This window comes from Shewanella sp. SW1, assembly GCF_025653545.1.
Taxonomy (GTDB): domain Bacteria; phylum Pseudomonadota; class Gammaproteobacteria; order Enterobacterales; family Shewanellaceae; genus Shewanella; species Shewanella oncorhynchi.
In genome coordinates this window covers 396376-409616 of record NZ_JAKKSG010000001.1, presented here as the reverse complement: position 1 = coordinate 409616, position 13241 = coordinate 396376, and the positions used below count along the sequence as shown (strand labels likewise).

Below are 13241 nucleotides of genomic sequence, written 5' to 3'. Positions count from 1 at the left end.
GCGTTTAAGACGTGTCTATAACGCGCTTATTCAAGCAAAAGCTTAAAAGAAGCAAGCGCTTGAAACTCAAATGAGTAAACACGAAAAAGCCCCAAAGTTTCCTTTGGGGCTTTTTGTTATCTAGCTTTTAAACCTGCGTGGCTTTAAACCCGCGTGACAATTACCATTCTAGCGACAACAAGATCACCGCAGGGTTAGCACTGGAATTAATTCCACGCGGTATTAGGGCGTAGCCATAAATGCACTGTCACTTCATCACGGTCGTGATAAAGATGCTTACACTGCACTTTAAAATCAGTCACACCATTCTCTTTAAGAATCGTCTGCATGGTCTCAAGGATAGCAGTCACTTCTTTATAGCGGCTCTTCATCGGTAATTTAAGGTTAAAAATCGCTTCCTTAAACCAACCGTTAATCGCCCAAGCTTCAATCAGTTCGGCAACACGCGCAGGTTTCTCAACCATGTCGCACACCAGCCAATAGATATTTTTACGTTGCGGTTCGAAACGGAAACCGTCTTCACGGTAATGTTTCACTTGGCCCGTTTCCATCAGTTTTTCATCCATAGGGCCATTATCAACTGCCGACACAAACATGCCGCGACGCACCAGTTGATAAGTCCAGCCACCAGGGCAAGCGCCCAAATCCACTGAGTTCATGCCACTGCGAATACGCTCTTCTTGCTCTTCCTTAGGCACGAATTGGCCAAAGGCTTCGTCGAGTTTCAGACTAGAACGACTCGGTGCATCCGCCGCCATTTTAAGGCGTGGAATGCCCATAAAATGTGGCGAACTGTTATTACTGTAGGAATAACCCACATAGGCACGGCCGGGTCCAATAAAACACACGTGGATAATCGGACGTTTGGGATTTTCCTGCGCGAGCAAACTGCCCGATTTTTTCAAATGCTGGCGTAAAGGCACAGTGAACTTACGGCAAAAAGCCGAGAGCTCTTTCGCTTCGTTAGTGTCAGGTGTTTCAACCCGCACTTCACCCGCTTTGCTGACGTCACTGAGCGCCGCAACGATTGGGCTTATTCTGTCATTTTCAGGCAAGTCGACTAACAAGTCGCTAGCAGCAAACATCTGGCGGGCGAAAATGAGCGAATCTAAAGGTAATTGTTTGACTAACGTATCGGCAGCGTCGTCTTCAAAACATTGGTATACAACATAAGCGTCGTTATTGTTGGCCTTAACAAAGCCACCCACATTGAGCTCACCGGCTCGCTGTTGGATTTCTGCAGCGCATTCTTTTTCAAAGCCTGCGCGGCAAAATAAAAATAGGTTTTTCATGGGGATCCCTGAGAAATCCAAGCCAAAGCATTGGCTGACTATCGATTTGGGCGCCAGTATACCAATTTCAATCCACAAATGCCCTATTTGCCTACTGCTGAACCTTGAATTGCGATTAGAGAAATAAAAAAGGCTTAGGTGCGCCCTAAGCCTGTTAACTCACATAAGCATCAGCGATTAAGACTCATGACCGTCGATAACTTTGTGACGCCATACCGCGGCGGCAAATAATAACCAACCGAGTAAGAAACACCCCCCCCCCATAGGCGTAATAGGACCTAACCACTTAGTCCCAAACAAGGCCAGTCCATATAGTGAGCCCGAAAATAGTACTATGCCTGCGACAAAGAGATATGCCGACCAGTCCAGTAAACGCGAGGTTAACCATTGGCCCGAGAAGGCAACCATGATGAGGGCAAAGGTATGGTAGAAATGATATTGCACACCTAAGTTAAAGACTTCAATTAAGTTTGGTGGCGCGACCGCTTTTAAACCATGGGCACCAAAAGCCCCTAAGGCGACGGCTAAGAATCCGCTCACGGCGGCGAGTAACAATAAACCTTTACGCATTTAACGCTCCTGCTGGAATGGGATTAACTCATTCAACATTTATTCGCTCAACATCAAGCTCACGAATAAAATCACTTGATAAATCAATAGCACGTGCAAGGTTAGCGGCTTCACTGGTGCCTGACGACTTTCTTGGGACAAAACTATGATCGCCGTCGGTTATCCAAGCTAATCCTATCTCAGCTTTCAAGGGCCAGCTTGGGATCTGCACTTTGCCACCAAACTTATCCCGCTCACCCTGTACAACTATTACTGGGACTTGGCATTCATTCAAAGGTTCCAATCTAGGCTCGCCGCCTTTGAGTGGCACAAAAGGATAACCTAAACAAATCACCCTATCGATGCGCGCCGCTAATGCAGGATCGCAGGCTAATAGGGCCGCCATACGACCGCCCATGGATTTCCCCATTAACACCACACGTTCAACTTGTGGTTGTGAGTGGGCGATATCGAGCATATGTGTAAAACACGCAAGCAATTTAGGCGCACGGTCCGGTGGACGCCGTTTGCCATCGACTGCATTCGCCTGCATATAAGGAAAATTAAAGCGCATCACTCGGAAGCCCTGAGCAACGAATCCCGCCGACATGGCCTGCATAAAATCAGAATCCATGTTAGCACCCGCACCGTGGGCCAATAAAATCAAAGTACTCGCAGGCTCCCCTTCTAATACATAAATCGGCTTATCCGGGCAACAACTCACTGCGAGACTCCTCGGCAAACATGTCTAACATCCATTCACGAAACGCCACCACTTTACCTAACTCAGCATGGTTTTGTTGGCAAACTAAGTAATAAGCATCTTTACTGACCAAGACTTCTTGGAATGGGCACACAAGCCGCCCAGCTTTAATATCGGGGCGTGCCAGCACGCTGTAACCCAGGGCAACCCCTTGACCGTGGGCTGCCGCCTGCAATACCAAAGACGAATGACTGAAAATAGGTCCTTGATTCACATTAATATCGGTAATGCCACATTGCCTAAACCACGCCTGCCAATCGTGACGATTCATATCATGTAATAACGTGTGATACTTTAAATCGCTCGGTTTTGAGAGTGGTTTAGGACCGTTGAGCAACATGGGCGAACATACGGGAATAAGCACTTCGTTTCTGAGCTTATCTGCACGTAGCCCGGGCCAATTACCTAAGCCATAATAAATAGCCACATCCACATCATCGGTTAATGAACTCGCTTCGGTATCAACGGCCTTAATTCGCACATCGATATCGGGATTTTTCTCACTGAATTTAGCCAAGCGTGGCACTAGCCATTGAATCGCAAAACTGGGTGACATACTGACCGTCAGCGAACCAATCGCACTGCGGGCGAGTAATCTGTCGGTGGCATCGGCAAGCTGAATAAAGATATCTTTGATGTCGAGAAAATAGCTTTGCCCTTCTTCGGTTAATAGCAAAGAACGGTTCTTTCGACGAAATAATTTTAATCCGAGGAAATCTTCTAATGCCTTTATTTGATGGCTCACCGCAGCCTGTGTAACAAACAATTCTTCCGCTGCCCGCGTAAAGCTCAAATGCCGCGCGGCTGCCTCAAAAGCTTTAACCGCATTAAGCGGTGGTAATCGTCTCGACATAGTGATCTCAGTCTCGTTTTTTAATTAGTTTTTCTAATCCGTATTGTTACATTTAATCGTTTGTAAAGGCCAGCGTTTTTGGTTAAATTTTGCGCCAATGAAACAGCTTATCAACGAAACACCAATAGCGATGAAACATCCATAGCTATGAAATACCTAAGTTAGACAATCTCAAAGTTGATGATGGGAATGTCTGACAGCGTTAATTTGTCAGCCCGGAGGCGACTATGTTCAATTTAAAATCGGCGTTTGCGTTAATATTAGTCTCAGCACTCAGCTTCAATGCCAGTGCAAATGTACTCGTTGACGAAATCGTCATTGACACAAGCGACTTGCAAGCCAATATCACTGCAGATTTAACCGCTGCAATGAATAAAATGCACCAAGAAGTGCTACAAGAAGCCACTCTGCTGATTGCCACAGACGATGTCGCATCTCATCAGCAAGTCGTTAAAGCCGAATAACCTAAACGACACTGAAACTCAGGTCGCGCTCAGTAAGAGCAAAGAAAAAGCCGCATTAATATGCGGCTTTTTTGTACTTGAATAGCAAATCAATCCCACTGACGATATACGGCAATGGGCAAGTTTTCGCCCGACTTATGGACGATACACTTTCACGTTCGTGTAGCCTTGCTCGATTAAATACAATGCCTGCAATTTACTCATCACCCCACGCTCACAATAGAGCAAATAAGTCTTTTGCTTATCGAGATCGGCAAACTGAGTCGCTAACTTGAAGAATGGGATGCGCTTTATCTCAATACCTTCAATTTGCAGCGGTTTGCTTTCCTCTTCTTCAGGGGCACGAATATCAATGACCACTTGGTTGGTATCGATACTGGCAACCGTTTCTGTCTCAGTAATCCGAGTATCCATTTGTTCTGCGATCTCCCTGATATCGATAGTGACAGATTGGGCGATGATCTGATCAATCAAATCCTCAGAGAACTTTTTCTCTTCCGCTTCAACCTTAGCTAATACCGCTTTTACCGTCGGCTTTTGCGAAATTACGCCGCAATATTCAGGCATTGATTTAGCAAAATCTTCGGTGCCGATTTTACGGCTCTCGTTGATAATGTCTTGCTTATCCATGGCGATTAAGGGACGTAAAATCAATAACTCAGTACAACGGTCGATGACGTTTAAGTTGGTCAGGGTCTGGCTAGACACTTGGCCTAAACTTTCACCGGTAACTAAGGCTTGAATGCCCATACGCTCGGCGATACGCGCCGCGGTACGCATCATCATGCGTTTCAATACAACGCCCATTTGACCGTTATCGATACGCTCTAAAATCTCAGCAACCACAGGCTCAAAAGGCACGGAGATAAACTTCACTTTATGGGATTCACCGTAGGTTTTCCACAAATGGTAAGCCACTTGTTTAACACCAATTTCATGCTGTGCGCCGCCCAGATTGAAGAAGCAGTAGTGGGTACGAGCGCCTTTTTTGATAAATTGATAGCTAGAAACGCCAGAATCAAAACCACCCGAAATCAAGGACAATACATCTTCCTGTGTTGCCATCGGAAAACCGCCTAGACCTTCAATACGCTTAGTCACCATATAAAGGTTATCGCGCTCAATCTCTAAATTAACGGTAATGTCCGGATTCTTTAAACGCACGCCCAGCGCATCGGTAAACTGGTTTAAGCCACCACCGACATAACGTTCAACTTCAATAGAATTAAAATCATGATCGCCAGTACGCTTTACTCGCACGCAGAAGGTTTTACCCGCGAGTTGGTCACGGTAAACAGGCAAGACTTGCTGATAAATATCATCAACAGATTCAAAGCTGTACTCATCCACTTGCACTACGTGTGCAATGCCAGGAATACACGCCAGACGCTCACCGAAAGCTTGGGCCAATTCAGGCTTATCCTTTGGTACCATCACCATAATGCGGTCCCATTGACGCTGCACTTTTGCATCTTCGTCAACTTTTTTAAGCACATTACGGATGTTAGTTTCGAGCATTTTGGTGAAGCGCATGCGTACAGGCTTGCTCTTCATCATGATTTCTGGATACAGCTTTACAATAAACTTCATGGGATTTCCGCGGGCAATTTTAAAACAGCAAAATTGGTTAAAAGAATAATCGGGGGATTATATACCCAAGCAACCTAAAAAGGCGAGTTTCAGCGCACATAGCCAACAGCGACACAGGCCACATTTATGGCGTATTCATTGCGTATTCATTGCGTATTCATTGCGTATTCATTGCGTATTAATGACTAAATCACGGCAGCTAATTAGGCTGAAATAATGTCACTAAAGCCTATTCGAATGGTTTGAATTTCCCTGCTTAAAATAAGTGATTTGAGATGAATCATTAACAATAAGTCGTTGAGGGATAATTAAAGGAAACTTAGGGATTACACACTCAATGTGATTAACGTAAAGCCCAAATGGATTTAAATCAACCACAGAAATTTGATGCATAACACGTTAACTAAAAAGGGAAAAGTACATATTAGCTCAATAAAAAAGCCGCAAGATTATTGCGGCTTTAGATTGGGAGAGTATCTAAACACTTAAGGCGAATTACCGATCTGAATTTCTTCAGACTCCTTAGCTTTACCTTGCTCAATAGCAATTTCAACCCTGCGGTTACGGGCACGATTTTCCGGAGAATCGTTAGGCACAATCGGATTGTTAGACGCCATACCAACCACTTTCATTCGATTAGAATCAAAGCCGCTGACCTGTACTAACTCATGGGCCACTGCCACGGCACGTTTGCTGGATAAATCCCAATTAGAACTATAGAGCTCATCGCTTATTTGCATATCATCCGTGTAACCTGACACTGTGATGACACCTGGAACATCTTTTAACAATTCGCCGACTGAGCGCACCACAGGTTTAAATCGAGGCTGCAGGAAACCTGAGCCAGAAGCAAATGACCCCTTCTCACGTATACGAATAATAATCTGCTGACCTAATGACTCAATTTCAATCGCTCCATCGGTGATCTCTTTATTGAGCTCCTGCGCCATCTTCTTCACTTGCTGATTGATCTTTTCTTGCGCCGCTGCCGCTTCCGCTTTAACCGCATCGGCAACTTCTTGTGCCGTAGCACTCGCTTCGCCACCCCGCTGAGAACCATTTTGCTGCTGCACGCCGCCCGCACTATCGTCTTCACCCGCTTGGAAATCCAATACAGGTTCAGTCATTTCATTCGTTTGCTGGTTAATGATTTCAATCGGAGTCGGATCGGGGCGTCCTGGTCTAAATTCTAAGGCAATGACAGAAGTCCCTTTCGGGATATCTTTAACTTCCACCTTATTTTGCACACCAAAGGCATACTTCATTGAGCCCGCGATCTGCTTAAACTTCATCACGTCCATTTCAGAAAATGACAATAACAATACGAAGAAACACATCAACAGCGACATCAAGTCGGCAAATGTTGCCAACCAGAGCGGTGCTCCGGGCGGTGGACAATTGCACTTAGCCATGGGCTACTCTCCGTCCGTTGTATCGATTTTACGATTTTTTTCAGCGAGATAATTTTTCAAAAAGCCTTCAATCACCCGCGGGTTTTGTCCGTCTTGAATCGCCAATACCGCATCCATAATAAGGTTACGATTGAGCATTTCCTCCCCCATCCTAAGCGTTAGCTTATCCGCGATAGGCAAGCAAACCATGTTAGCGACCATAGCGCCGTATAATGTGGTTAACAAAGCAACGGCCATCGAAGGACCAATAGATTTAGGATCTGACATGTTAGATAGCATGGCCACAAGACCCACAAGCGTACCTATCATGCCCATTGCTGGGCCAACATCGCCAAAGGCTCTAAATATGCCAATCCCCGTCCGATGACGTTCTTCCGTTAAAGCGATATCCTTCTCCAGGGCTGCACGCACCACTTCACCATCGTGACCATCGACCAACATATCGACAGCCTTTTGCATAAAAGTATTGGTAATTTGCGCTTCTTCTAATGCCAAAAAACCCCCTTTACGGGCGGCATCCGCCATAGTCACGGACTGCTCAATCAAATCTTCTGGTTTATCAATCTTAAATACAAAGGCTTTCAAAGCAATTTTAACGGCACTAAAAAACTGTTTAAGAGTGAACTTCATCATGACTACGAAGAAGGACCCGCCGAACACAATCAGGATCGAGGGCACATCAACGAAAATCATCAAGCCGCCGCTGGTCACCATAGCGCCGAGAATAAAACCAAAGGCTCCCACAATTCCGATTATTGTTGCTAAATCCACAACGGCTCCTCAATTTTCGTAATAAACGACATAATACTTACTCTGGGTAAGCAAGAACACTCAGTTATTCTACCGAATAAGATAATCCCATCGACACACATACGAGCCTTGTTTATCCAGTTAAAAATTACCATACAAATGATGATACTATTGTCAGTTATCGGACACACACTAAGCAAGTTTAGCGACAATTTATATTTTCTGGAAAAATTTCAGTAACAAAGCGTGCTATTGAGCAAATATCTTTAGTCTGAATTTGACCCTTACGCCGCCCTGATATACCTTGTGTCCGCTAAATCAAAGGAAACCTGAACGTGGCGAAGAAACCCGAAAATCTTAGTTTTGAAGAATCCCTTGGCGAACTTGAACGCATCGTTGCCGATCTAGAACAAGGCGATATCTCCCTCGATGACGCGTTAAAACAATTTGAACGTGGCATCAATCTCGTTCGAAATAGCCAAGCAAAACTCGAACAAGCCCAACAAAAAGTGGCCATTTTACTGAAACAAGATGAAAATGCGCCCCTATCCCCCTATGCCGTTGAGGGCGAATAAGCGTGTTAGTCAGTACCATTCAAGAATATCAACAACGAGTTGATGATCAATTAAAACAGCGTTTTAGTACGCTTGAAGATACAGCTCCCCAATTAAAAGCCGCTATGACTTACGGTGCCTTATTGGGAGGGAAGCGCATTCGACCGTTCCTCGTATACAGTGTGGGACGCATGTTTGGGGTCGAACTTGAAAAGTTAGATGCTTGCGCCGCAGCTATTGAATGTATCCATGCTTATTCATTAATCCACGACGATTTACCCGCCATGGACGATGACGAGCTCCGCCGTGGCCAGCCGACAGTGCATATCGCCTTTGATGAGGCGACGGCCATTTTAGCGGGGGATGCTCTGCAAACCTTAGCCTTTGAAATTGTCACCGAAGCCGTAGCAGGGATAAGCAGCGAACAACATATTGCTATGGTAAGAGTATTAGCCAAAGCCTCAGGTTATCGTGGTATGTGTGGAGGCCAAGCGATAGACTTAGCCTCGACCGATAAACATATTGATCTTAACGCGTTAACTCAGCTACATAATATGAAAACCGGTGCCCTTATCAGCTGCGCCGTTGAGTTAGCTTTAATCGCCGCAAACGCGCCAAAAGATCAGTATGCTGCTATGATGGATTTTGCCCGTGCGGTAGGGCTCGCCTTCCAAGTACAAGACGATATCCTTGACATCGTAGCCACCACCGAAGAGCTAGGTAAACCGCAAGGCTCTGATACTGAATCGAATAAGAGTACGTTTCCACAACTACTTGGACTACAAGGTGCACAAGACACCGCCAAACAACTGATCCAAGAGGCACTATCAGCGCTGGCTAAATTGCCATACAATAGCCAGTTAATTGCAGACTTCGCCCGCTATATCATTGAGCGAAGAATATAATAAGAGTCGAAGTATCTCGCTATGAGTTTGGACATTTCTCAGTTTCCCGTGTTGGCGCAGGCCAACACCCCCAATGAGCTCCGCCAGCTTCCTCAGGCACTTTTACCACAAGTAGCCGATGAACTGCGCGAGTTCCTTCTTAAGTCTGTTGGCATGTCCAGCGGACATTTTGCCTCAGGGCTCGGCACAGTAGAACTCACTGTGGCACTGCACTATGTCTACAATACCCCCTTTGATCGACTGATCTGGGACGTAGGCCATCAAGCCTATCCCCATAAAATTCTCACGGGTCGACGTGACAAGATGCACACCATTCGGCAAAAAGATGGCTTACATCCTTTCCCATGGCGTGAAGAAAGTGAATACGACACTTTCAGTGTTGGCCATTCTGGCACGTCGATTAGCGCCGCGCTGGCGATGGCGATAGCTGCAGAAAAAGAACAAGCAGGTCGTAAAGTTGTAGCTGTGATCGGCGATGGCGCTATGACTGGCGGCATGGTGTTTGAAGCCATGAACCACGCGGGCGACTTGCACAATGACATGCTCGTGGTACTGAACGACAACGAAATGTCGATTTCAGAAAATGTCGGCGCCCTCAACAATCATTTAGCACAACTGATGTCAGGCCGTTTCTACACCACACTGCGAGAAGGCGGCAAAAAAGTGTTGAAAGGTATGCCTGTCATCAAAGAAATGGCCAAGCGCACTGAGGAACACCTCAAAGGTATGGTCGTTCCTGGCACTCTATTTGAAGAGTTAGGTTTCAACTACATAGGTCCTATCGATGGCCATGATGTAGACGCTCTGGTCGAGACCATGCGCAATATGCGTAATCTGAAAGGTCCACAGGTGCTGCACATCATGACCAAAAAAGGTCGTGGTTATGAACCTGCTGAAAAAGATCCTATCGGTTGGCATGCTGTGCCTAAGTTTGACCCATCGCTATTTAAAAAACCGGCCACCAAACCCGGTTTACCGACCTTTTCTCAAGTCTTCGGTAAATGGTTGTGCGACATTGCCGAACAAGATGAGAAAGTGTTAGCGATTACTCCTGCGATGCGTGAGGGTTCTGGCATGGTGGAGTTTTCCCAGCGCTTCCCGAAACAATATTTTGATGCAGCGATTGCTGAGCAGCATGCCGTCACCTTAGCGGGGGGTTTTGCCTGCGAAGGCTTCAAGCCTGTAGTCGCAATTTACTCGACTTTCCTGCAACGCGCCTATGATCAGCTTATTCACGATGTCGCACTACAACAATTGCCCGTGTTATTTGCCATTGACCGTGGCGGTATCGTCGGTGCCGATGGTCCAACCCACCAAGGTGCATTCGATTTAAGTTTTATGCGTTGTATCCCTAATATGGTGATCATGGCGCCGTCCGATGAAAACGAATGTCGTCAAATGCTCTACACTGGCTATTGCTATGATGCGGGCCCAAGTGCGGTGCGTTACCCAAGAGGTAGTGCCACGGGAGCGATGCAAGTCGAGTCCATGACTGCGTTGCCAATTGGTAAAGGTGTCATTAAGCGCATCGGTAAGCGTATTGCCATACTTAACTTTGGTACCTTGCTCGCATCGGCATTAACCGCTGCCGAAAGCTTAGATGCGACGGTTGTCGATATGCGCTTTGTGAAACCACTTGATGTTGATCTGATAAAAGAAATGGCACTAACCCATGAAGTGTTAGTCACTGTGGAGGAAAATGCCATTATAGGCGGTGCGGGTGCAGGTGTTCTTGAACAGCTTCAAAAGCTAAAAATGCCTAAAGCCGTACTCCAAATAGGTTTGCCAGACGAGTTCATTAAACATGGCTCGCCAGAAGAAGTCATCCACGACTTGCAACTGGATGCCGAAGGCATACTGGCGCAAATCAATGCTTATCTAGCGCAATAGGCTGAACTTGCTTATCTCGTTAAGACGCTAAATCTTATCAATAAAAAATTCCGCCCATAAAAAAGGACTGCAATTGCAGTCCTTTTTTGTTGCTGTCTGTTATAACAGCGGCCTAACCAATAAGCTTAAGCTTCGATATCTATCGTCGCGGTTTCTTGGTTAGGGCCACCCTGTGACACCATTACCATAGCAGGGCGCAGCAAGCGACTGTTCAGCTCATACCCCTTTTGCATCACCAACATCACAGTGTTCGCAGGGAACTCAGCGCTTGGCTGCATGCCAATCGCTTGATGTTGATCAGGGTTAAATGACTGACCTTGTGGATCAATTTGCTTAACACCAAATTTAGCCACCGCAGTGAGTAAACTTTTTTGAGTTAACTCAACACCTTGATAAATCGCTTTCGTCGCTTCATCTTCTGGGTTTGTACCCATTAGCGCGCGCTCCATGTTATCAAGCACAGGCAAAAGCTCATTGGCGAACTTTTCCAAGGCAAACTTGTTCGCCTTTTCCACATCCATTGCGGCACGACGACGAATGTTATCGACCTCGGCTGCGGCGCGGATGACTGAATCCTTCTGCTCTTCAACTTTCGCCAAAGCTTCAGCGAGTAACTGTTCCAGCTCTTCAATACGGAAATTGGCCTGGGTAAGCTCATCGATCAGACTTGCTTCTGCGGTAGATACTTCAGACTCTACACCCTCTTGGATCAGATCCTGTTCTGCTTTAATCGATTCGTTGCTCATTTTCACTCCAGCTAAAAATGCTTTGTTTCTGAAATACTCTGGGCATATTATGGGGATCAATTTTGACGTTTCAAGGCCTAAGGCCAGATCTAGCATAAATATGACCACAAAGTTTCATACTATCGGCCTTATCGGCAAACCTCACCACCAAGGGACCAACCAAACCTTAAAGCGTCTGCATTATTGGCTGACAATGCAGGGCTTTGAAGTCTTAGTGGAAGAGCGTGTTGCTACCGAATTAGGACCCAATATCATAGCGGTCGATTTACTAGAAATTGGCGCGCGTTGCGACTTAGCCATAGTCGTCGGTGGTGACGGTAACATGCTCGGCGCGGCAAGGGTATTAGCCCGCTTCGATTTAGGCGTGATTGGGGTTAACCGCGGCAATTTAGGCTTTTTAACCGATCTGCCGCCCGATGCCTTCGAAGAGGCGCTCGCCAAGGTACTCGATGGAGAGTTCGATACCGAGCATAGATTCTTACTCGAAGCCGAAGTCTATCGCCACGGTATGCTCAAGGCGAGCAACACCGCCGTCAACGAAGCCGTACTCCATCCGGGTAAAATTGCCCACATGATTGAGTTTGAGGTCTATATTGACGATCAGTTCATGTACAGCCAACGTGCCGACGGCATGATAGTGTCAACGCCTACCGGTTCAACGGCCTACGCCCTCTCCGCTGGCGGCGCTATTCTGACGCCTAATTTACAGGCCCTAATCTTAGTACCTATGTTCCCGCACACTCTGTCGTGTCGCCCGATTGTTGTCGATGCGTGCAGCACCATAAAAATGGTTGTGTCACCTGAAAATGGCGAAAACCTCGAAGTCAGCTGTGATGGCCACGTGCATTTAGCCGTGTTACCCGGCGATGAAATCATAGTGCGCCGCAGCTCTGAACGTTTACGGCTTATTCATCCTAAAGGACACAACTATTTCCACGTGCTGCGGACCAAATTAGGCTGGGGCAGCAAGTTGTTTTAAGTCTGTATCTGTTGGCTAAATCACCAATAAAAGAGACATATCACGTCTCTTTTTTATTTTGTAAATTTAACCTAGAAGGTTGCGATTAAAGCCTTATCTTTTCCCCTGCACAGTCTTTGGTGAACTTTTTAGCACTTCTCACAAACAACTAATATTCACATTAATGGCGTTTGAGCATTAATGACACTAACCAGTCTGATAAAAGTTCAAACAGTATTTTTTAGTTTTGTTACTTAAAATTTCTGCTTCAATTTCACCCTGTTCTCTCAATTTCCCCTCTTAACCCATTAGAAGCGGTCACTTTTTATTTCAACTTTTCTGTTATTCGCTCAATATACTTGAATATTTGGGCTGGCTGTTCGCTCAAATAAACTGAAACTAAATTAAACAATGGTTATTAAATTTCATATTAAAGTAAAATTCATTAAGTGATATCCATCACAATAAAATCCCACCATTTTAAAACGTGCTCTAGATCACTATAAAAAACCATT

At 45.8% G+C, this 13241-nt stretch carries 13 protein-coding genes; 5 read left to right on the top strand and 8 right to left on the bottom strand.

What is annotated here, in order from left to right:
- Window positions 1-206: 206 nt before the first annotated feature.
- The 4 genes from rlmM to L5M71_RS01825 form a co-directional block, all read right to left on the bottom strand.
- Window positions 207-1292 carry a 23S rRNA (cytidine(2498)-2'-O)-methyltransferase RlmM gene (gene rlmM, locus L5M71_RS01840; protein WP_011846285.1) on the bottom strand — a complete coding sequence of 362 codons (1086 nt, stop codon included), beginning with the start codon at window positions 1290-1292 and terminating at the stop codon, window positions 207-209.
- 177 nt (window positions 1293-1469) lie between these two features.
- Complete coding sequence (locus tag L5M71_RS01835; RefSeq protein WP_011918954.1) at window positions 1470-1862, bottom strand: DUF423 domain-containing protein; 393 nt, start codon at window positions 1860-1862, stop codon at window positions 1470-1472.
- A 28-nt stretch (window positions 1863-1890) separates the two neighbouring features.
- Window positions 1891-2565 (bottom strand): alpha/beta family hydrolase, encoded by a 675-nt coding sequence (locus L5M71_RS01830; RefSeq protein ID WP_263206113.1) that lies wholly within the window; start codon window positions 2563-2565, stop codon window positions 1891-1893.
- Window positions 2546-3457: a transcriptional regulator GcvA gene (locus L5M71_RS01825; RefSeq protein WP_105249769.1), complete on the bottom strand. Its 912-nt coding sequence runs from the start codon at window positions 3455-3457 to the stop codon at window positions 2546-2548. The genes L5M71_RS01830 and L5M71_RS01825 overlap by 20 nt, the downstream gene beginning before the upstream one ends.
- A gap of 227 nt (window positions 3458-3684) precedes the next feature.
- On the opposite strand from L5M71_RS01825, the gene L5M71_RS01820 reads away from it, so the two are divergent.
- Window positions 3685-3921 (top strand): hypothetical protein, encoded by a 237-nt coding sequence (locus tag L5M71_RS01820; RefSeq protein WP_028760686.1) that lies wholly within the window; start codon window positions 3685-3687, stop codon window positions 3919-3921.
- A gap of 135 nt (window positions 3922-4056) precedes the next feature.
- On the opposite strand, the gene thiI is transcribed toward L5M71_RS01820, so the two are convergent.
- The 3 genes from thiI to pomA form a co-directional block, all read right to left on the bottom strand.
- On the bottom strand, window positions 4057-5511 hold the full coding sequence (thiI, locus tag L5M71_RS01815) for a tRNA uracil 4-sulfurtransferase ThiI (protein WP_028760687.1): 1455 nt from the start codon (window positions 5509-5511) through the stop codon (window positions 4057-4059).
- 485 nt (window positions 5512-5996) lie between these two features.
- Entirely contained in the window at window positions 5997-6923 is a 927-nt protein-coding gene (locus L5M71_RS01810; protein ID WP_113941028.1) for a flagellar motor protein MotB, read from the bottom strand.
- Window positions 6924-6926: 3 nt separating this feature from the next.
- Window positions 6927-7694: a flagellar motor protein PomA gene (gene pomA, locus L5M71_RS01805; RefSeq protein ID WP_113941027.1), complete on the bottom strand. Its 768-nt coding sequence runs from the start codon at window positions 7692-7694 to the stop codon at window positions 6927-6929.
- 314 nt (window positions 7695-8008) lie between these two features.
- On the opposite strand from pomA, the gene xseB reads away from it, so the two are divergent.
- Genes xseB through dxs form a run of 3 tightly spaced genes read left to right on the top strand, consistent with a single transcriptional unit; the run spans window position 8009 to window position 11022 of the window.
- Window positions 8009-8248, top strand: a complete 240-nt coding sequence (gene xseB, locus L5M71_RS01800; RefSeq protein ID WP_006080884.1) for an exodeoxyribonuclease VII small subunit — start codon at window positions 8009-8011, stop codon at window positions 8246-8248.
- Window positions 8249-8250: 2 nt separating this feature from the next.
- The gene (gene ispA / locus L5M71_RS01795; protein WP_212600336.1) at window positions 8251-9132 is read left to right on the top strand and encodes a (2E,6E)-farnesyl diphosphate synthase; all 882 of its coding nucleotides are present in this window, start codon (window positions 8251-8253) and stop codon (window positions 9130-9132) included.
- Window positions 9133-9153: 21 nt separating this feature from the next.
- Window positions 9154-11022, top strand: a complete 1869-nt coding sequence (gene dxs, locus L5M71_RS01790; protein ID WP_263206110.1) for a 1-deoxy-D-xylulose-5-phosphate synthase — start codon at window positions 9154-9156, stop codon at window positions 11020-11022.
- A 125-nt stretch (window positions 11023-11147) separates the two neighbouring features.
- Here the strand turns inward: dxs and grpE are convergent, their stop codons facing one another.
- Window positions 11148-11768: a nucleotide exchange factor GrpE gene (gene grpE / locus L5M71_RS01785; protein WP_113941025.1), complete on the bottom strand. Its 621-nt coding sequence runs from the start codon at window positions 11766-11768 to the stop codon at window positions 11148-11150.
- 100 nt (window positions 11769-11868) lie between these two features.
- On the opposite strand from grpE, the gene nadK reads away from it, so the two are divergent.
- Window positions 11869-12747, top strand: coding sequence for an NAD(+) kinase (gene nadK / locus L5M71_RS01780; RefSeq protein WP_081729057.1), 879 nt, complete (start codon window positions 11869-11871; stop codon window positions 12745-12747).
- The last annotated feature ends 494 nt before the right edge of the window (window positions 12748-13241 follow it).

What these genes read in the sequence shown, in the direction of transcription:
- rlmM (WP_011846285.1), bottom strand. Translation starts at nt 1,292, where the DNA reads ATGAAAAACCTATTTTTATTTTGCCGCGCAGGCTTTGAAAAAGAATGC.
- L5M71_RS01835 (WP_011918954.1), bottom strand. Translation starts at nt 1,862, where the DNA reads ATGCGTAAAGGTTTATTGTTACTCGCCGCCGTGAGCGGATTCTTAGCC.
- L5M71_RS01825 (WP_105249769.1), bottom strand. Translation starts at nt 3,457, where the DNA reads ATGTCGAGACGATTACCACCGCTTAATGCGGTTAAAGCTTTTGAGGCA.
- L5M71_RS01820 (WP_028760686.1), top strand. Translation starts at nt 3,685, where the DNA reads ATGTTCAATTTAAAATCGGCGTTTGCGTTAATATTAGTCTCAGCACTC.
- thiI (WP_028760687.1), bottom strand. Translation starts at nt 5,511, where the DNA reads ATGAAGTTTATTGTAAAGCTGTATCCAGAAATCATGATGAAGAGCAAG.
- L5M71_RS01810 (WP_113941028.1), bottom strand. Translation starts at nt 6,923, where the DNA reads ATGGCTAAGTGCAATTGTCCACCGCCCGGAGCACCGCTCTGGTTGGCA.
- dxs (WP_263206110.1), top strand. Translation starts at nt 9,154, where the DNA reads ATGAGTTTGGACATTTCTCAGTTTCCCGTGTTGGCGCAGGCCAACACC.
- grpE (WP_113941025.1), bottom strand. Translation starts at nt 11,768, where the DNA reads ATGAGCAACGAATCGATTAAAGCAGAACAGGATCTGATCCAAGAGGGT.
- nadK (WP_081729057.1), top strand. Translation starts at nt 11,869, where the DNA reads ATGACCACAAAGTTTCATACTATCGGCCTTATCGGCAAACCTCACCAC.